15 protein-coding genes are annotated in these 17,764 nt (G+C 61.2%); 6 read left to right on the forward strand and 9 right to left on the reverse strand.

The features are described 5' to 3' along the window. Positions 1 to 6: 6 nt before the first annotated feature. Positions 7 to 1,245, reverse strand: a complete 1,239-nt coding sequence (locus ACEN2T_RS00795) for an MFS transporter (RefSeq protein WP_442116110.1) — start codon at positions 1,243 to 1,245, stop codon at positions 7 to 9. Between the two features lie 157 nt (positions 1,246 to 1,402). Between ACEN2T_RS00795 and ACEN2T_RS00800 the strand changes: the two genes are divergently transcribed. Beyond that, positions 1,403 to 2,215: a class I SAM-dependent methyltransferase gene (locus tag ACEN2T_RS00800; RefSeq protein WP_442116111.1), complete on the forward strand. Its 813-nt coding sequence runs from the start codon at positions 1,403 to 1,405 to the stop codon at positions 2,213 to 2,215. 137 nt (positions 2,216 to 2,352) lie between these two features. Here ACEN2T_RS00800 and ACEN2T_RS00805 read toward each other — a convergent pair whose 3' ends face one another. Further along, on the reverse strand, positions 2,353 to 2,739 hold the full coding sequence (locus ACEN2T_RS00805; RefSeq protein WP_095184893.1) for a TIGR03067 domain-containing protein: 387 nt from the start codon (positions 2,737 to 2,739) through the stop codon (positions 2,353 to 2,355). 240 nt (positions 2,740 to 2,979) lie between these two features. Between ACEN2T_RS00805 and lpxO the strand changes: the two genes are divergently transcribed. Beyond that, entirely contained in the window at positions 2,980 to 3,879 is a 900-nt protein-coding gene (lpxO, locus tag ACEN2T_RS00810) for a lipid A hydroxylase LpxO (RefSeq protein ID WP_032891264.1), read from the forward strand. An 18-nt stretch (positions 3,880 to 3,897) separates the two neighbouring features. Here lpxO and ligD read toward each other — a convergent pair whose 3' ends face one another. Together ligD and ku are read right to left on the reverse strand one after the other, a co-directional pair. Further along, positions 3,898 to 6,360: a DNA ligase D gene (ligD, locus tag ACEN2T_RS00815; RefSeq protein WP_442116112.1), complete on the reverse strand. Its 2,463-nt coding sequence runs from the start codon at positions 6,358 to 6,360 to the stop codon at positions 3,898 to 3,900. 24 nt (positions 6,361 to 6,384) lie between these two features. After that, positions 6,385 to 7,212, reverse strand: coding sequence for a non-homologous end joining protein Ku (gene ku / locus ACEN2T_RS00820; RefSeq protein WP_032891268.1), 828 nt, complete (start codon positions 7,210 to 7,212; stop codon positions 6,385 to 6,387). A 184-nt stretch (positions 7,213 to 7,396) separates the two neighbouring features. On the opposite strand from ku, the gene ACEN2T_RS00825 reads away from it, so the two are divergent. Both ACEN2T_RS00825 and ACEN2T_RS00830 read left to right on the forward strand, forming a co-directional pair. After that, positions 7,397 to 7,708 carry a hypothetical protein gene (locus tag ACEN2T_RS00825; RefSeq protein WP_442116113.1) on the forward strand — a complete coding sequence of 104 codons (312 nt, stop codon included), beginning with the start codon at positions 7,397 to 7,399 and terminating at the stop codon, positions 7,706 to 7,708. A gap of 11 nt (positions 7,709 to 7,719) precedes the next feature. Continuing rightward, complete coding sequence (locus ACEN2T_RS00830) at positions 7,720 to 8,868, forward strand: PQQ-dependent sugar dehydrogenase (protein ID WP_032891272.1); 1,149 nt, start codon at positions 7,720 to 7,722, stop codon at positions 8,866 to 8,868. 56 nt (positions 8,869 to 8,924) lie between these two features. On the opposite strand, the gene ACEN2T_RS00835 is transcribed toward ACEN2T_RS00830, so the two are convergent. Beyond that, positions 8,925 to 9,404 carry a nuclear transport factor 2 family protein gene (locus ACEN2T_RS00835; RefSeq protein WP_442116114.1) on the reverse strand — a complete coding sequence of 160 codons (480 nt, stop codon included), beginning with the start codon at positions 9,402 to 9,404 and terminating at the stop codon, positions 8,925 to 8,927. 41 nt (positions 9,405 to 9,445) lie between these two features. Continuing rightward, a complete protein-coding gene (locus ACEN2T_RS00840) occupies positions 9,446 to 10,009 on the reverse strand; it encodes a TetR/AcrR family transcriptional regulator (RefSeq protein ID WP_095185029.1) in 564 nt (187 codons plus the stop codon). 123 nt (positions 10,010 to 10,132) lie between these two features. Between ACEN2T_RS00840 and pssA the strand changes: the two genes are divergently transcribed. Beyond that, positions 10,133 to 11,476 (forward strand): CDP-diacylglycerol--serine O-phosphatidyltransferase, encoded by a 1,344-nt coding sequence (pssA, locus tag ACEN2T_RS00845; protein ID WP_032891275.1) that lies wholly within the window; start codon positions 10,133 to 10,135, stop codon positions 11,474 to 11,476. A 122-nt stretch (positions 11,477 to 11,598) separates the two neighbouring features. Further along, positions 11,599 to 14,493: a hypothetical protein gene (locus ACEN2T_RS00850; protein ID WP_442116115.1), complete on the forward strand. Its 2,895-nt coding sequence runs from the start codon at positions 11,599 to 11,601 to the stop codon at positions 14,491 to 14,493. Here the strand turns inward: ACEN2T_RS00850 and efeO (ACEN2T_RS00855) are convergent. The 3 genes from efeO (ACEN2T_RS00855) to efeO (ACEN2T_RS00865) are packed head-to-tail and all read right to left on the reverse strand — an operon-like array spanning position 14,391 to position 17,763. After that, positions 14,391 to 15,212, reverse strand: coding sequence for an iron uptake system protein EfeO (gene efeO, locus ACEN2T_RS00855; protein ID WP_095184888.1), 822 nt, complete (start codon positions 15,210 to 15,212; stop codon positions 14,391 to 14,393). The genes ACEN2T_RS00850 and efeO (ACEN2T_RS00855) overlap by 103 nt on opposite strands. A 28-nt stretch (positions 15,213 to 15,240) precedes the next feature. Then, positions 15,241 to 16,545 (reverse strand): iron uptake transporter deferrochelatase/peroxidase subunit, encoded by a 1,305-nt coding sequence (gene efeB / locus ACEN2T_RS00860; RefSeq protein ID WP_442116116.1) that lies wholly within the window; start codon positions 16,543 to 16,545, stop codon positions 15,241 to 15,243. Between the two features lie 15 nt (positions 16,546 to 16,560). Then, positions 16,561 to 17,763 carry an iron uptake system protein EfeO gene (efeO, locus tag ACEN2T_RS00865; protein WP_442116117.1) on the reverse strand — a complete coding sequence of 401 codons (1,203 nt, stop codon included), beginning with the start codon at positions 17,761 to 17,763 and terminating at the stop codon, positions 16,561 to 16,563. Position 17,764 lies beyond the last annotated feature (1 nt).

Genomic DNA, 17,764 nt, shown 5'->3' on the forward strand with positions numbered 1-17,764 from the left:
CTTCTATCATGCTGCAGGCACATGGGGCGCATAGAGCGGTTTCTCCAACGTCTCCGGCATCGCCACCCACAACAGCACCAACGCAGCGCCCGCCACGCCCGCCAGGGTTAAGAAGGCCGCGTTATAGCCCGCCTGTTGCACCACGAACCCCGCCAGGCTGTTGCTCAGTGCCGCGCCCAAGCCAAACACGGTGGACAGCGCACCCAGGCTGACATTGAAACGCCCGGTACCCTGGGTCAGGTCTTTGACGATCACCGGGAACAGCGCGCCGAAGATCCCTGCGCCGATGCCGTCGAGCATTTGCACAGCCACCAGCCAATAGGGATCGCTGGACACGGTGTAGAGCACGCCACGCAGCGGCAGAATCATGAAACCGAATATCAGCAGCGGCTTGCGTCCCCACACGTCAGCCTTGACCCCTACCAGCCAGGCCATCGGTACCATCACCAATTGCGCGGCGACGATACAGGCCGAGGTCAGCGGGGTGGCCATCTGCAGGTTGATCTGGGACAGCTTCTGGCTGACCAACGGCAGCATGGCGGCGTTGGCCAGGTGGAACAAGGCGCAGCAAATGGCAAACAGCAGCAGCGGACGGTTGGCCAGTAATACCTTCAGGCCCGACGGCTGTTCATGATCGGTGGCGTGGGCAGGGTCGAAGCCGCGGGCCACTTCATGGTCGATGGCCTTGGCTGACACGCAACTGACCGCGACCACACTGGCCACCGCCATAAACGCCATCAGGTAGAACACCACCACCGGTCCGAACAGGTAGGCCAATCCACCGGCGAGCAGCGCGGCCACGGCGTTGCCGGCGTGATTGAAGGTTTCATTGCGCCCGGTGCGGCGGGTAAATGCCCGCGGGCCGGTGATCCCCAGGGAAATAGCGGAAATCGCCGGGGCGAACGCGGACGCGGCGACGGCGCTGGCAGCTTGGGTCAACGCCACCAGGCTGAAGGAGCTGACGAAGGGCAGCACCAGGCAGCTGGCGGTCACCAGGATGGCGGCAAGCGCAACCACGGCGCGTTTGCTGCGCGTGCGGTCGATCAGTGCGCCCGCCGGGCCCTGGGTGAGCAGCGCGGCGATGCCCGCCAGGGTCATGACCACGCCGATGCTGGCCGGGTCCCACTTGTGCACGGCCAGCAGGTAGATGGCCAGGTACGGGCCGAGGCCGTCGCGCACATCCGCCAGAAAGAAGTTCAGGCTGTCCAGGGACAAGGCATTTCGCAGGTCGGAGTGATTGGCCACGATGACGGCTTCGCAGAGGGGGCGTTCAACGGCTGAACACTCATTGCGTTAATGACCTGCGCGGTGAGCGTTAAGTTTCCGCAGTTGCCTGGAGTTTCAATACGCCGGCATGTGGCTTATCTTCGGTGCCCCGCCGTAAGACTTATCTGGAGACGCAATGGACATGCCCTCAGCTCAACAGGCGATTGCCAGCAACAAGGACGCCTGGGACCAATCTGCCGGCCTGCATAAAACCACCGACACCTGGAGCGCATTGCTGACCGGTGTTGGTAACGCCGATTTTTCCTGCCTGGACCCAACCATTACAGGGGTTCTGCAGGACCTGGGTGTCGCCGGCAAGGACGTGGTGCAACTGGGCTGCAACAACGGTCGAGAAAGCCTGTCGCTGTTCGCCCTCGGCGCACGCTCGGTGGTGGGGGTGGACCAGTCCGCCGCGTTTCTCCGGCAAGCGCGTGAGCTTGCCGATGTGTCGCCTCATGCTCCTGAATTTATCGAAAGCGATATCCACCAGTTGCCGCAGCGGTTACACGAGCGCTTTGATATCGCCCTGGTCACCATCGGCGTGCTCGGCTGGATGCCGGATGTGGCGTTGTTCATGCGCCATGTCGCCAGCACGCTGAAGCCCGGCGGTTCGCTGGTGATGTACGAAACCCATCCGTTCCTGGAAGTGTTCGACCCCAGGGCGCAGAACCCGCTGCTACCTGCCAGCTCATACTTTCAGCGCGAACCCTTTGTGCTGCAGGAGTCGATTGTCTATGAAGGTCAGGGTGAGGTAGTCGGACCGACTTCCTATTGGTACGTGCACACGTTGGGCGATGTGGTGAGCGCCGCGATTTGCGCAGACTTGCAGATCAGTCACTTGCAGGAATACGCGCATTCCAATCGTGAAAAACTCTACGATCAATACGAGCACCAAGCGGCGCAATTGCCGCTGTGCTTTACCTTGATCGCCACTAAAAGGCCTGCCTGATACGGTTTGTCCACGCAAAAAAAAGCCCGCTTAAAGAGGCGGGCCAAGGGATTCACTGGAGTAGGTAGGCTTTACCCTATCGCGCCGAAAGTGAAGGCTGTGTGAAAAGCATGTCGCAGGTTCGGACGGCGCATTGATCAAGCGCGCCGCACGAAACTGCGCATGGTCTGACCGGGGCCGGTGCTGAAGACGGTGGGCCTGGGCATCCCTTCATCGGCCGCGATAAATACAAATTCGTCGCCATCAAGGCGGTAGCTGGCAGGCAACGGCTTGCCGGCGTCATCGCCCATGGAATCGACCCACGTAATGCTTTTTGGCGTAGTGCTGCTGTCCAGGGAGAATCGGCCGGCCAGCAACAGGTCGCCCTGCACGGTTTTCACTTCGAAGCGGTCGCCTGAAATGGTGGTGATGGCACCGGGCGCAGTGTGAGCGTCTACCGGGTTCAGGACACCGCTGTCCTCAAGTGACGTTTGCTCCCAGGCGCCCTGAAGGGCCTGATGATCCGGATCTAAAGTGGGCGACATAACCATTCCTTGTAGTTGTGCAGGTGCGAACCCTGCCTAAGTAGACAGCTTTTCACAATTCTTAGTTAACTTTTCGTTACAGAATATGGCTAAATAACTGCCAATGGCCATGTAACCGCTTGTCATCAAGCCGCTCATGTTGCCTGTCTGTGAATTGTGATTTCAGGTGCTGCTATTCATCCTCGGCCGTCGTGGGCACGCAGGAGCAGCCTGTTCTCTACTGACGTGTGACGAAATCCCTTGAAGCTCATCATTGTTGTTCTCTATGTCGCCTCCATTGCGTATGTACACCTGCGTGGTCGGGTGCGACACAAACTGGGTCGCCAGCTCAGTGACCATTCAACCTTCCTGGCACCCATCAACTGTTTTCTATACCTGTTCTCCAAACTCCCCGGTCGACCGTTTCTCTCGCCCAGCGACTTCCCTGATCTAAGCCCGTTGCAGGAGCATTGGGAAGAGATTCGCCAGGAAGGCCAGAACCTCATGAGGGCAGGGGCAATCAAGCGCTCCGACCAGTACAACGACGTGGGCTTCAACTCGTTTTTCAAGTCGGGCTGGAAGCGTTTCTACCTCAAGTGGTACGGCGACAGCCATCCTTCCGCAATGAAGCTCTGCCCGCGCACCACCGAGCTGGTGCAGAGCATCGGCTCGATCAAGGCCGCGATGTTCGCCGAGCTGCCGCCGGGTTCCAAACTGGTACGCCATCGCGACCCCTACGCCGGCTCTTACCGCTATCACTTGGGCCTGGATACCCCGAATGATCCTGGCTGCTACATCAACGTGGACGGTGAGAGCTACTACTGGCGTGACGGTGAACCGGTGATGTTCGACGAGACCTATATTCACTACGCCGAAAACACCACGCAGCAGAACCGCATCATCCTGTTCTGCGATGTCGAGCGGCCGATGAAATACCGCTGGGCTGCGGCGTTCAATCGCTGGTTCAGCCGCACAGTGATGGCGGCGGCGGGTTCGCCCAACGACGCTGGCGACAAGACCGGCGGACTGAACCGAGCGTTTACGCGTCTGTACAAGATCCGCCTGCGCGGCAAAGAGCTGAAGAAACGCAACCGCACCCGTTACTACCTGGAAAAATGGGCGATTTTCGCGGCCTTGGCGCTGATCTTCGTGCTCATCTAACGCCCGGCCAGGGCGCCCTCACTGCGGTGGCTGGGCGCCCAGTTTGTCCCACATTTTCTTGCTGATCTTCTGCCGATGGGCATAACCCTCCCACGGATCCTCCTTCAGTCCCTGTAAGCGTTGGTGCAGATTGGCCACCGTCCACTGCTGCGCGCCACGCAACCCCTGCAATTCCTTACGACTGACCGGCACCGACACCGGCAGCCCTGGCCGAGCCCGTACCGAGTAGGCGGCCACGGTGCTCGCGCCCCGTGCATTGCGCAGGTAATCGATAAAGATCTTGCCCACACGGTTTTTCGGCCCGGAGGTGGCGGTAAAGCGTTCCGGCAGTTGCGCGGTCATAAACTGGGCAATGGCTTTGGCGAAGGCTTTTACCGGCTCCCAACCGTCCCGTCGCGCCAGCGGCACTACCAAGTGCAGGCCTTTGCCGCCGCTGGTTTTGACGAACGCAGCGAGGCCCAGTTCGTCCAGTACCGACAAGGTGAGTTGTGCCGCTTCCAGCATGCTTTTCCAGGGCAACGCGGGATCCGGGTCGAGGTCGAGCACAAACAGGTCAGGGGTTTCGATCTTGTCTGAGGTGGCGCCCCAGGTATGAAATTCGACGGTGCCCATTTGCACAGCGCCGACTAGTGCCTGGACGCTGTCGATCTCCATCAGCCGTGCGTGGCCTGGGTCCAGCGCGGCGTCCAATTGCTTGATATGGGGAATCGCCAGGCGTTCCGAGTGCTTCTGGAAGAACTGCTCGCCCTCGATGCCTTCCGGAGCCCTGAGCAAGGACACCGGCCGATGGCGCAGGAAGGGCAGGACCCATTCGCTGATACTTTCGTAGAACTGCGCTAATTGCTGCTTTTGCGTGCCGCTTAGTGGATCGATCACTCGCTCAGGGTGGGTGATCTTCAACACGGTCTTGGCTTGCGGGGCTTTCATGGATTCAGCCACCTGAGGCTGTTCGTGCACGATCTGCGCGGTCGGTTTATCGCTGCGCAGGCCCATAAAAGTGGCGTGGCGAACCACACCGTCACGGGTCCACTGGGCAAACTGTACTTCCCCCACCAGCGTCGGCTCCACCCACTGCACGCCTCGCGCCTGGGCACTGGTCAGGGGTTTGTGCAAAGGCGAGGTTTTGCGCGCCCGCGCTTTGAGCTGCGTGTAGATAGCCTCCAACGACGCTTGATCAAAACCGGTGCCGACGCGACCGGCGTACCTCAGCCCGCTGTCGTCATTCACCGCCAGCAGCAATGCGCCAAAACCGCTGCGCGAACCCTGGGGACGGGTATGTCCGACAATCACAAACTCCTGGCGCAAACGGCATTTGAGCTTGATCCAGTCAGTACTGCGAGCGGACGTGTAGGGGCTGCCCATGCGTTTGCCGATCACGCCTTCCAGGGCCAGGTTGCAGGCGCTCTGTAAAATGTCCTGATGATGGGCGGTGAAGGCTTCAGAAAACCGCAGTAACTTACTTTTGCTTCCAGACAGCGCGGCCTTGAGCATGGCCCGGCGATCCTCTACGGGGGCCTGGCGCTGATCTGAGCCATCCAGAAACGGCGCATCGAACAGGTAATAGACGAGGTCCAGGCTACGGCCGCTGTCAAAGGCATTTTGCAGGGCCTGGAAGTCCGGTAAACCTTCAGGGTTGAGGCTGACCACTTCGCCATCCAGCCAACTGTCCTTGAGCTTGAGGGCGTGCAGGGCCTTGACCTGCCGCGGCAGGCGCTCGGTCCAGTCATGGCCGTTACGGGTAAACAGGCGGACTTCGCCCTCGCGAATCCGCGCCAGCATGCGGTAGCCATCAAACTTGATTTCATACTGCCAGTCCCCGTCGGGCGCGCGGTCTATCAGGGTTGCCAGTTGCGGTGTGAATTGCTCGGGCAGTGCAGCGGCTGCTTTCTTGGCTTTCGGCTGGGCCTTGGTGGGGGCGATGGAGGCATCACTGAGCACGCTTTTAGGCTCAGCCTGCACGATGTCGTAGTCGGCGGCAGGGCGCGCCTGTTGGTCTTGCTCTTTGATCAGCAGCCACTGTTCCTTGTCACCGCTGCCTTTCAAGCGAGTGCGCACCAGCGCCCAATCGCCCGAGAGTTTTTCACCTACCAGCGTGAATTTGAGTTTGCCGGCGGCGTAAGCCTTGTGTGGGTCGTCATGGGGTTGCCAGACCCCACGGTCCCAGACAATCACATCACCGGCGCCGTATTGACCGGCCGGGATGCTGCCTTCGAAACTGCCGTAGCCCAGCGGGTGGTCTTCCACGTGAACCGCCAAGCGCTTCTGGCTGGGGTCGAGGCTTGGGCCCTTGGGCACGGCCCAGCTTTTGAGCACGCCATCGAGTTCCAGGCGAAAGTCATAGTGCAGGTTGCGTGCGTCGTGCTTCTGGATCACGAACGACAGTGCCGACGTCTTTCGTTTGCCCGTGGTCGCCTTGCCGGAAGGTTCTGCGGTGATCTCGAAATCGCGCTTGCGATTGTATTCACTCAGCGGCTTTGCCATGGCGTTCTCCCAGTAATGCCAGGCTCAAGAGGCCTTTTTCTTGGCGGTTTTTTTCGCCGCAGGCTTACCCGCCAGGCTGCGCTTGAGCAGTTCGGTCAGGTCGAGCACATCGGCCGACTTGCGCTCTTCGCTGCCTTCCTTGGATTCCACATCTTCAATCTTGCCGGCCTTGGCCTTCTTCGCCACCAGCGCCATGATTTTTTCCTGAAAGCTGTCGCGGTAGGCATCCGGTTGCCAGTCGGCGCTCATGTCCTCCACCAAGCGCTTGGCCATGTCCAGTTCACCTTTGGCCAGGGAGGGTTTGGTTACGTCGCTGCCCAGTTCCAATTCATCCAGGCTGCGCACCTCGGCGGGCCAGCGCAGCATCACCAGCACCAGTGCGGACTCCAGGGGCATCAATGCCGCCAGGTGCTGCTTGGTGTGCAGCACCACATTGGCCAGGGCGACCTTGCGGGTTTTCTTGAGGGTTTCCCGCAGCAGCGCGTAGACCTTGCCGCCGCGTTTGTCCGGCGCCAGGAAGTAGGGCGTGTCGATGTTCTGCAAGGGGATCTGGTCGCTGGCGACAAAGGCGATGATTTCGATGGTCTGAGTGGACTTGGGGTGGGCCGAGCGAATCTCCTCTTCGCTGAGCACCACATAACGTCCCTTCTCAAATGCTACGCCTTTGACGATGTGCTCCTTGGTCACTTCCTTGCCGGTGGTTTTGTTGATGCGCTTGTAGCCCACCGGGTCCATGCTGCGCTTGTCCAACCAGTCGAAATCCACACCCTGTGCGGACGTGGCGGAGACCAGCGATACAGGGATATGAACCAAACCGAAGCTGATGGCGCCTTTCCAGATGGCCCGTGGCATAAGTGCGATTCCTTGAGAAGAGACTGTGTTCGGGTGACTCGCGGGCGGTTAAAAAAGTTTCCCTGGATGGATGCGCGGACAGATCGTGTTACACCTGATGAGGAAGTATTTAGTTACCAAAGCCGAACCCCAGGCGTAGCGTGGTATCGAAAGCAGGTACTCCTCGTCCCAGAGAGGCTTTGTCATGATCACCCGCGTGCGTCATCTTGCAGTGCTGGCGCTGAGCCTGGCACTTGCAGCCACCGCTCAAGCGCAGAACCTGCCTGGCGGCAACAACACCAATGGCCCCATTCACCGGGCCAACCCCAACAGCATGCAGGGCACGCAGCCCAATGCGCCGGCGATTCGCGGTATCCAGACCGTGCCGGCCACACGCCCGCCGACCCTGGAAAACGGCGGCATCGGCAACCGTTACCCCCAGCGTGAGGCCGCGCCCAGCCGCCCGGCCACCGACACTAAAGCCCCCACGTTTGATGCCAACGGCAATCGCCGGTAAGGACTCGTCTTATGTTTATACGCAAAACCCTGTTAGCCGTTATGTGCGCGACGACCCTGACGACGGTCTACGCCGCCGATTCGCAGCAGTTCCCCAGTGAACAAGGCAGCCTCACTGTCACCTCGATCGTCAAAGGCCTGGACCACCCATGGGCCGTGGCGTTTCTGCCGGACCAGCAAGGTTTCCTGGTTACCGAACGCCCTGGCCACCTGCGCGTTGTCAGCCCGGATGGCAAGCTCTCGGCTCCGCTGAGCGGCGTGCCTGAGGTGTGGGCCAAGGGGCAGGGCGGTTTACTCGATGTGGTGCTGTCGCCCGATTTCAAAGAGGACCGCACGGTCTATTTGTCATACGCCGAAGGCGGTGGCAAAGGCGGCACGGCCGGCACTGTGGTGGGACGTGGACGTTTGGCGGCGGACCTCAGCGGCCTGATCGATTTTAAAGTCATCCTGCGCCAGGAGCCGAAGCTCTCCACCGGCAATCACTTTGGCTCGCGCCTGGCCTTCGACCAGGATGGGTACCTGTTCGTGACCTTGGGCGAAAACAACGACCGACCCACTGCCCAGGACCTGGACAAGCTGCAAGGCAAGGTCGTACGGATCTACCCCGACGGCCGCGTGCCGGATGACAACCCCTTTGTTGGTCAGCCGGGCGTACGCCCCGAAATCTGGTCCTACGGCCAACGCAACCCACAGGGCCTGGCACTGAACCCCTGGAGCGGCACGATCTGGGAAAACGAGCACGGCCCCCGTGGTGGTGACGAGATCAACATCGTCGAACGTGGCAAAAACTATGGCTGGCCCCTGGCGACGCACGGCATCAACTACTCCCTGACGCCGATTCCGGAGGCCAAAGGCAAGACGGCGGAAGGCACCGTGGCGCCCCATCATGTGTGGGAAAAGTCACCGGGCATCAGCGGCATGGCGTTCTACGACAGTGACCGATTCAAGGCGTGGCAGCACAACGTGTTCATCGGCGCGCTGGCCAGCCAGGAGCTGATTCGGTTGCAGTTTGAGGGCGACAAGGTCATCCACGAGGAGCGTTTGCTGGGAGGTTTGAAGGCGCGTATTCGCGATGTGCGGCAGGGCCCGGATGGCTTTTTGTATGTGCTGACGGATGAGGATGATGGTGCGTTGTATCGGGTCGGCCTTAATCAGGACTGAGGCGCTCAGCGTAGGGAGGGGGCTTGCCCCCTCTCACATTTGAACCGCACCAGGTTTTACAGGCCGAGATCGGACAACCCCGGATGCTCATCCGGGCGTCGGCCCAGCGGCCAATGGAACAGCCGCTCGCTTTCCATGATCGGCCTGTCGTTGATACAGGCAAAACGGTTGGCCATCAGGCCGTTTTCGTCGAACTCCCAATTCTCATTGCCGTAAGAGCGGAACCAGTTGCCGGAATCGTCATGCCATTCATAGGCATACCGCACGGCAATGCGGTTGTCGGTGAAGGCCCACAATTCCTTGATCAGCCGATAATCCAGCTCCTTGGCCCATTTGCGCGTGAGAAAGCCTTTGGCTTCTTCGCGGCCATGGATGAATTCGGCGCGGTTACGCCACTGGGTGTCCAGGGTGTAAGCCAGGGACACACGTTGTGGGTCGCGGGAGTTCCAACCGTCTTCGGCCAGGCGGACTTTTTCAATCGCTGATTCGCGGGTGAATGGCGGCAGCGGCGGGCGTGTTTCTGGGGTGGATGACATTTCAACGCTCCTGTTTAGACAAAGTGGCTCGGCCAGTGCATTCAAAGCCCTAATAACGTTCGCGCCATGCATTGCGCGTTATCAGCAGCGGTTGTATCGCCCATGACCAGGGCAACGGTAATGGCGCCATCGATCAGGATCAGCAGGTGTGCTGCCTGCCGTTCGGGATCGCAGGTGCCATGGGCTTGGCACAGTTCAAGTGCGTACTCGAACAGTTTCTGTTTATGCGCTTTGGCCAGCAGGCGCACCGGGCTGTGCGGATCGCCGGTTTCACCGCTGGTGTTGATGAAGGCACAGCCGCGAAAATCCGCCGAGCCGAACCACGTCCTGAGCGCGTCAAACAGCGCGAGCAGGCGTTCGCCGCTGCCGTCGACGCGTTCCACTTCGCCACGCAGCCAGTGCATCCAGCGTTCATCGCGGCGTTGCAGGGCCGCGATCACCAACTCGTCTTTATTGGCGAAGTAGCGGTAAATACTCTTGCGCGAGACGCCAGCGGTTTTCACCAGAAAGTCCATGCCGGTGGCGGCGATGCCGTGGCGATAGATCAACTTCTCGGTGACGTCGAGGATAATGTCGCGGGTTTCATTGCCAGTAATGTCGTTCATGTCGCACACAGTAGAACGATCGTTCTTCATGGTCAATGGGCTTTTTCCTACGAGGCAACGAGACCTGAGCAACCCCATGGTGTAAGCTCGGGGCCTCTTCGGATTCGACCCATTGCGAGCCCTATGCCGTCGTTCTTCAAACGCTCCCTGTTGCCCAAACTGCGTGGTTTCCCCCTCACTCCCGACGCGCTCGATGTGCTGTCCGGTGCGGATGCGTACCGCCGCTGCCTGCTGGAAAAAATCTCCCAGGCCACCCGGCGTATCTACATCGTGGCGCTGTACTTGCAGCAGGACGAGGCAGGGCAGGAGATCTACGACGCCTTGCACGCCGCCAAGGCTGCACGGCCGGAGCTGGACATCGTGGTGGTGGTCGACTGGTTGCGCGCCCAACGCGGGTTGATTGGTGCGGGCAAACAGCCCGGCAACAGCGCCTGGTACCAGGCCATGACACAGAGCCATGCCAGCGAAGTGCCGGTGTACGGCGTTCCGGTACAAACCCGCGAGCTGTTTGGCGTGTTGCACCTCAAGGGCTTTGTGATCGATGACAGCGTGTTGTACAGCGGCGCCAGCCTGAACAATGTGTACCTGCACAAGTTCGACAAATACCGGTTTGACCGTTATCACCTGATCCACAGCAAGCCCCTGGCCGATTCGATGCAGCACTTGGTGGAACACGGCCTGGTAGCGTCCAAAGCGGTGCACCGCCTCGACCTGCCCAACCCGCCCACCACCCGCAGCCTGCGCAACGACATCGGCGACCTGCGCAGCCGCCTCAAGCACGCGACCTACGACACCACGGCCGGGCAGTTGCCCAATGGCCACCTGTCAGTCAGCCCGTTGCTCGGCGTCGGCAAGAACAACCCGCTGAGCCGGGTGATCCTGGAGTTGATCGCCAGCGCCCAGCAGCAACTGACCATTTGCACGCCGTACTTCAACCTGCCATTGGCGGTCACGCGCGAGATCAACCGTGCCCTGGCGCGTGGCGTGAAGATCGACATCATCGTCGGTGACAAGACCGCCAACGACTTCTACATCCCACCCAGCGAGCCTTTCAAGGTCATCGCGGCACTGCCATACCTGTACGAAATCAGCCTGCGTCGCTTTGCCAAGCGCCACCAGCCGATGATCGACAGCGGCCAATTGAACCTGCACCTATGGCGCGATGGCGACAACACCTACCACCTCAAAGGCATGTGGATCGACCAGCGTTACACCTTGCTCACTGGCAACAACCTAAACCCTCGGGCGTTCCGTCTCGACTTGGAAAACGCCTTGTTGATCGACGATCCCCAGGGGCAATGGTTGGAACCACGGCGGACCGAGCTTGAGCAGATTTTCCAGCACACCACCCGCATCGACGGGTACGCGCAGTTGCAGACACTGGTGGATTACCCCCCGGCGGTCGGCAAGTTTCTGCGTCGGGTGAGCCGCGTGCGGATCGAGCGACTGCTTTACCGGATCCTGTAATCCGCCGCAACGCAACGCGTAAGGCGGCAAGACTCGGCTTACATTCAGCGCGTTTCAGCTTTCCTTAGATTGCCTCTCCAGACGAAGCCGTATTCCACGGCCTAGCGCAGAGAGGATTGAATATGTTGACGCCACTGTCGAGCACCGGCTCGCCCCTTCAATATGCTGTGCAGGCTCCCGTAGTCGGAGAGGACAGTGCCAAGCCCACGGTCCAGCAGCCGCGCCTATGGGCCGCCCCGGCAAACGTCGCCAACCTTGCCCAGGCGCCGCGCCTGAGTCCTGAACTGGTGGAACGGGACGCGCTGGCCGAGCGCCTTGAAGCCGGGCTTGAAGACCTGCCGGACGGCGCACGCACCGACTGGTCCGCCGAGGCCTGGGACGTTCCCCACACATCGCCACTGCTCGCGCGCAGCCAAGCGGCGATGGAGCGTTTGCAGGCATTTGTGTCTCGCCCGCAAATGCTCGCCCTGCTGCAGCGCGAGCGGTTCGATTGGGACGGTAAGCCCTTTCGAGTATCTGAAGGCCGCCTTGAACGCTTGAGCCCGGTGGGGGGCTGGGTGAATCTGACCCATTACGTCAACGACGTAGACACGTTGCGTGATGAGCTTGCGGCGTTGACCCCACTGACCGAACCACTGGGGAATGCCGTGTACTCGACGCCACGGGTTGACGCACGCCAGCTCCTCGAATTGAAGGGGCTGGGGTCGCCACGCACCGTGGCCGAGACTCGCAATGTCATCCGCTGGTTACGGCTGTCGCTGCCGCCGGCGCCCGCAGTGGGTGACTACACCGGGCCATATTCCCCCGACACGTTGAGCGAGGCTGATAAGGCCACACTGACTAAAGTCGCGCGGATCAACCTGGACGACGTCAAACCTGGGCACATCGGTGGTTATTCGATCTATCAACCGGCGAATATGGGCCGTTCGTTGAGCGAGGTGCGGCGCGATATCGAGCAGCACCTGCAGCAATATAAAAAGCTGACGCCCGACCTGGCGGCGCTGGTCACCCCGGTATACCTGGCGCAAGCGGCGCCGGAAATGCTGGTCAAGGAAGTGCCGGACACGTTGCGTATCGGCACTCTGGCCTGGATGGAGCTACGCCTGGGCTGCACGCTGGCCGATCATGCTGCGCCGGGCACGTCACGGATGATGAGTGAACACCAGGTCCGTGCACTGACGACCCTGGTGCCCACCAGTGAGGCACAAGCAGAATTGATGCAACTCAATGCGCTGAAAATCCTCGCTGACTGGGGCGTGTTGAACGGCGCCGTCAGGCTGCGCAGTGACGGCGAGTATTCGCAACACGACCTCCAGGAGGCGTCGCGGGCACTGTTCAAGCAGCAAGAAGAGACGGCTGAGGCCTTCGCCAGCGCCAGCGTGGAACTGCCGACGCGCAAGGCGCTGGCCATCCGGGAGTTGCTGCGAGTATTCCCCGACAGCACGGCGTCTGAGCTTGAGCGCATGAGCCTGGAACTGGCCAACGGCAAAGATCGCCGCAACGCACCGGTCACCGAACCGCGCAGCCGTTCGCTGTTGGAAACCTACATGACCGGCGACCTCACACCGGGAAAGTGGGTGCTCAGCAAGCATTTGCTAGCACCGCCGACGTCTGCGCAAACGCCCTATCAGCCAGACCGCGCGCCGCAGGTGGCGGAGGGCGCCCTGGAGTTACTGGATCGACGCGTTCGTCATCTGCCCGAGCTTGAACCGTTACTCAAAAGCACCGTCAACCGTCACCTCAAACAGCTCCAGGGCGCCTATGCCACGAAGCTCAAGTTGATGTTTGCCCAGTTACCCCTTGCCGAGCGCACGTTGATCGAGCTGGGCAAGGTCGAATTGTTCACCCTGCGTGGCGAAACTGGCGTCGTTCAGGTCGAGGAGACCCAGGCCCGCAAAGATGCGCAGCGCGGTCGCCACGCAACCCTGATGCGTGTGGAGCATGACCAGACGGTGGCCTATTACGAGGTCTTCGCCAGCGGCGAGCTGATCAAGCGTACAGACCTGCCCGACGCCATCGAGCTACACGGCGTGATTCGCAAGCAGCGCATCAGCGCGCCCCATGGTTCGGTGTATGTGCCGATAGTCCGTGGCACACAGATGCCCTTCGATCTTGCTGCCTACACGACCGGCTCTGCGCCACGGCCGGAGGCGATGGCGTCGTCGGTTATCGTTGAACCGCTGGGGGGAGCGATTGCGCCAGGCGAGTTGCCTGCCAACCACACGCTGCAAAGCTTCGTGCCCAACACTTATGGCTCGCGCAAGATCGCGGCCATTGCCGGCAGAATCGCTCAGGACAATTTCTACGAGCCCGCCGAGGCTCTCTTGCAGCGCGCGCGTGATCCGTTACCACTTGAAAAACGCCGGGAAGCCCGGGCCCGCGAGCACGAGTTTCTATTGGGGTTTGTGCCATTCCTCGGTGCGTACCAGGCGTTCAAGCGTGGCGATATCGCCCAGGGCCTGGGCAATTTGACCGTGGATATGATCGGCGTGGCCATCGGCGCCGGCGGTCAGGCGAGTGGCCTGCTGCGTTCGGCCAAGGCCTTGCTGCCCAACCCGGTGCAGCGACTTGCCACGCGGTTCAGACCCGCGGCCGCTACGGCGAATACGGCTAAAGTCGCGGCCAGTTTCAGCGAGCGCGCGTTTGACTTCATCAAACACTCCGGCCTGTTTGCCAATGCCGCGTTAAACCCGCTGGATGGTTATCCGCAGATGATCCATGCCGCGACGAAGGGCCTGGTAAAACTGCCGGTGCTGCTGGCGGGGGGAGCGACGAAATGGGGCAAGACTGCGCCGCATCTGCTCACGGCTGAAGAAAAATTGCGTACGTACATGATGGTTGCGGGGGGCCAGGCGAGCAGCGCCGAGCCGGTGATGCCCCGCGCCGGAGCGCGGGACAAGGCGTCAGGTCTTGATCAGTTCAAGCCCAGCTTGCCGCGTAGCGTCGACAGATCTTCAGCCAGCGTGTTCACCGGGCCTACCAACGCCTTGCGGTCGTTGTCCTTGACCTTATCGTAGGTCTCGAAACCGCCGTCCTTGGTCTTGTACTTGGCCAGAACCTTGTCCACGGTGGCGAAGTTCTTGTCGACCTTGGCCAGGAAGGCCTTGTCCTGTTTGTCGATCTGGCCACGGAACAGGTCGACGATTTTCTTCGCACCGTCGATGTTGCCCTGGAAGTCATACAGGTCGGTGTGGCTGTAGCGGTCCTCTTCGCCGGAGATCTTGGTTGCGGCGACCTCTTCCAGAAGGGCTGCGGCGCCGCCCACGACTTTTTCCGGCGGGAAGGTCAGGCCGTCGACCCGGGTCTTGAGGTCGTTGACGTCGGTGTTGAGCTTGGCCGTCAACGCTTCCAGGCCCTTGGTTGAGTTCTGCGAGAACAGCGCGTATTCGATGCGGTGGAAGCCGGTGAAGTCTTCGGCAGTCACGCCTTTTTCATGGTCGTCGACACGGGAGTCGATGGACGCATCCAGATCGCTGAACAGCTCGGCGATCGGCTCGATGGACTCATAATGCACGCGGGTCGGCGCGTAGAGCTTCTTGGCGGTAGCCAGGTCGCCCTGGTTGATGGCGTCGGTAAACGCTTTGGTTTGGGTGACCAATTCACCGATTTCTTCGGTGACGTAGATCTTGTAGTCCGACACCGGCCCTACCAGATCCAGCGGCGCCGTGGTGGCGGCGAAGGCGGCCAGGGGTGAGAGGGTCACTAACAACGACAACGCGAGGGTCGACTTCTTCATAGGGCGGTTTCCGCTGTGGGGGTTGGTTTCAGGTGTTGGCAGTGGTTTGAGGGTGCGTGGCGGCAAGCAGCGTGCGACCGATGAAATCCTTGGGCCCGGTGACTCCCGGCAAGGTGAAGAAATACCCGCCGCCGACGGGCTTGAGGTATTCCTCCAGGGGCTCGCCGTTGAGTCGGGTCTGCACGCTGATAAAGCCTTTCTCCAGGTCAGCCTGGTAGCAGATGAACAACAGCCCCATGTCCAGCTGACCGTTTTTATTGACGCCGTTGGAGTAGTTGAACGGCCGACGCAGGATCAGGTTGGCCTGCGTCTGCGGGGTACGCGGGTTGGCCAGGCGGATATGGGCATCGAGCTTGGTCAGCTTGCCTTCCGGGTCCTTGCTGTAGTCGGGCACCTGGGATTCTTTCTGGCCATCCATGGGCGCACCGGTGGTCTTGACGCGGCCAATGATGCTTTCTTGCTCCTGCAGGGGCGTGCGGTCCCAGCGCTCGACGAAGTTGCGGATGATGCGCACCGCCTGGTAACTGCCATTGGCGGCCCAGGCCGGTTCGTCGCTGCCGGGTTGGACCCACACAATCTGGTCCATCGCCTTGTTGTCGTTGGAATTCGGGTTGGCCGAACCATCACGGAAACCCAGGAAGTTACGCGCGCTCTGCGCCGGCTCGCCGGGTTTGGCCGGCGCCTGTGGCGGCACGCTGCCTTCCTGTTTCCAGCGCACCAGCAACAGGTCGGGCAGGTTCTTCACGATGTCGCGCAGGGCATGGATATTGGTGTCCGGTGTGTTAGAGCTGAATTGCAGGCTCAGGTCGCCGTGGCACTGCGCCGGCTCCAGCGCATCGTTGGGAAAACCGACCATGCGGCTCAGACGCTTCGGTTTGGCGGCGCCCAGGCCGAAGCGTTCATCAAACAGCGATTCGCCGACAGACACGGTGATGGTCAGGTTGTCCGGTGTGACCACCGGCCCAAGGATCCCGGAATCGGTGGGCGGCAGCTTCGGGTCGACCTGGGGCACGGTGCCGCCGGTCATCAGAAAGCTGATGCGTTCGTTCAAAGTGCGGAACAGGCGCTCCAGGTCTTCACGGTCGCTGGCCAATACGTCGAACGCCACCAGCATGCCGCAGGCCGGGCGCGGGGTGACGATACCGCTTTGGTGCTTGCCGAAAAAATTGTGGTGGTCCTGGGTCTTGTCACTGCGCGGTGCGGTAGTGACTTGCTCGGCGGCGGCCGCCATGGCCGGGCAGGTCAGGGTGCTGCCGGCGATGGCCGCGCCGGTGGCGGCCATGCCCAAGAGGACACGGCGACGTTGGGCTGAAAACTGTTCTGAGTCACTCATAAAATTCGGTCGTCTTCACTGCAGGCCGGAAAGGCCAAGGGCGGGGTCGATTCCATCGAGTGCATCGGCCAGAGCCTTGGCCTTGTCGGCGATCTGCTTGCGCTGATCGGCCGTCACGCTGTCGTACGTGCTGTAACTGTCATTGACCTTGAACCCCGCGAGCTCGGCATCGAACGCGGCGAGGGCGTTGTCGATGTCAGGCAACAGGTCGGCAGCGGACTTGGTCAACAGTGGACGCATCAACTCGACCACTTTGTGCGCCACTTGCAGATTGGCGGCGAAACCGTTCAGGTCTAGGTGGCTGTAGCGCTCTTCCTCACCGCTGATGGCGCGCACATCGGCCAGACTGTTGAGGTTGCGCACCACGATACTCACCAGTTGCTCCGGTGGCAGCGATTGAGCCAGCAGTTGCTGCTTAAGCGTGGTGACATCGGTCACCAAGCGCTGCGCCACCGGGGCCAGGCCGTCGAGGCTGCGTTGCTGGAACAGGCTGTATTCGAGGCGATGGAAGCCGCTGAAGGCCGGGTCCTGTTCGCGTTTCTCGAAGTAATCGGCGCGGGCGTTGATCGCGTTGTCCAGCTCTGCCAGGCGTTGGGACGCCGGCGCCAGTCGTTGGTAAGCCTCACGGGCCGGCGCATACAGGGCCTGGGCCTGCGCCAGGTCACCGGCGTCGATTGCTTGTTGCAAGGCGGTCGCAGCCTTGACCAGCGCGGTGCCCTGGCCGCTCAAGTACACGCGGAATTCCGACAGCGGGCCGATAAACGCCACCATCGACGGCTTGGCCTTGGCCTGGGCATCGGAGGCTGCCGTTGGCGTCACATGCAGGGTGCCACGGGGATTGCTCAATAGGCCGCAGGTGATCGCATAGTCGCCCGGCAGCAGGTTGGCGTTGATCACCTGGCTCAGACCGGGGGCAATGTTTTCCCGCTCTTCGACCACCAGCACGCCGTCGAGGATTTCCCATTCCACCGCGCGGTCGGAGCGGTTGATGATACGAAAGCTCGCGCGCCCGGCCGGAACCGTCAACGCGTTGGGCTCGCAGGCGTGGCCATGAATCGTTACAGCGATCTCATTGCTGTTGGTCTGGCGCTTGGCGGCGGCCAATTGCGATGCGTAATAGAACAGGCCACCGGCGGCGATCATCACGACCACCGAGCCGGCCACCGCCCAGCGCAGTGCGCGGGGTGGCGAGGCGGGTTGAGGCGTTGGGTTGGACAAG

It is taken from the genome of Pseudomonas sp. W22_MBD1_FP4 (assembly GCF_052113765.1).
In the GTDB taxonomy this organism is placed as follows: domain Bacteria; phylum Pseudomonadota; class Gammaproteobacteria; order Pseudomonadales; family Pseudomonadaceae; genus Aquipseudomonas; species Aquipseudomonas sivasensis.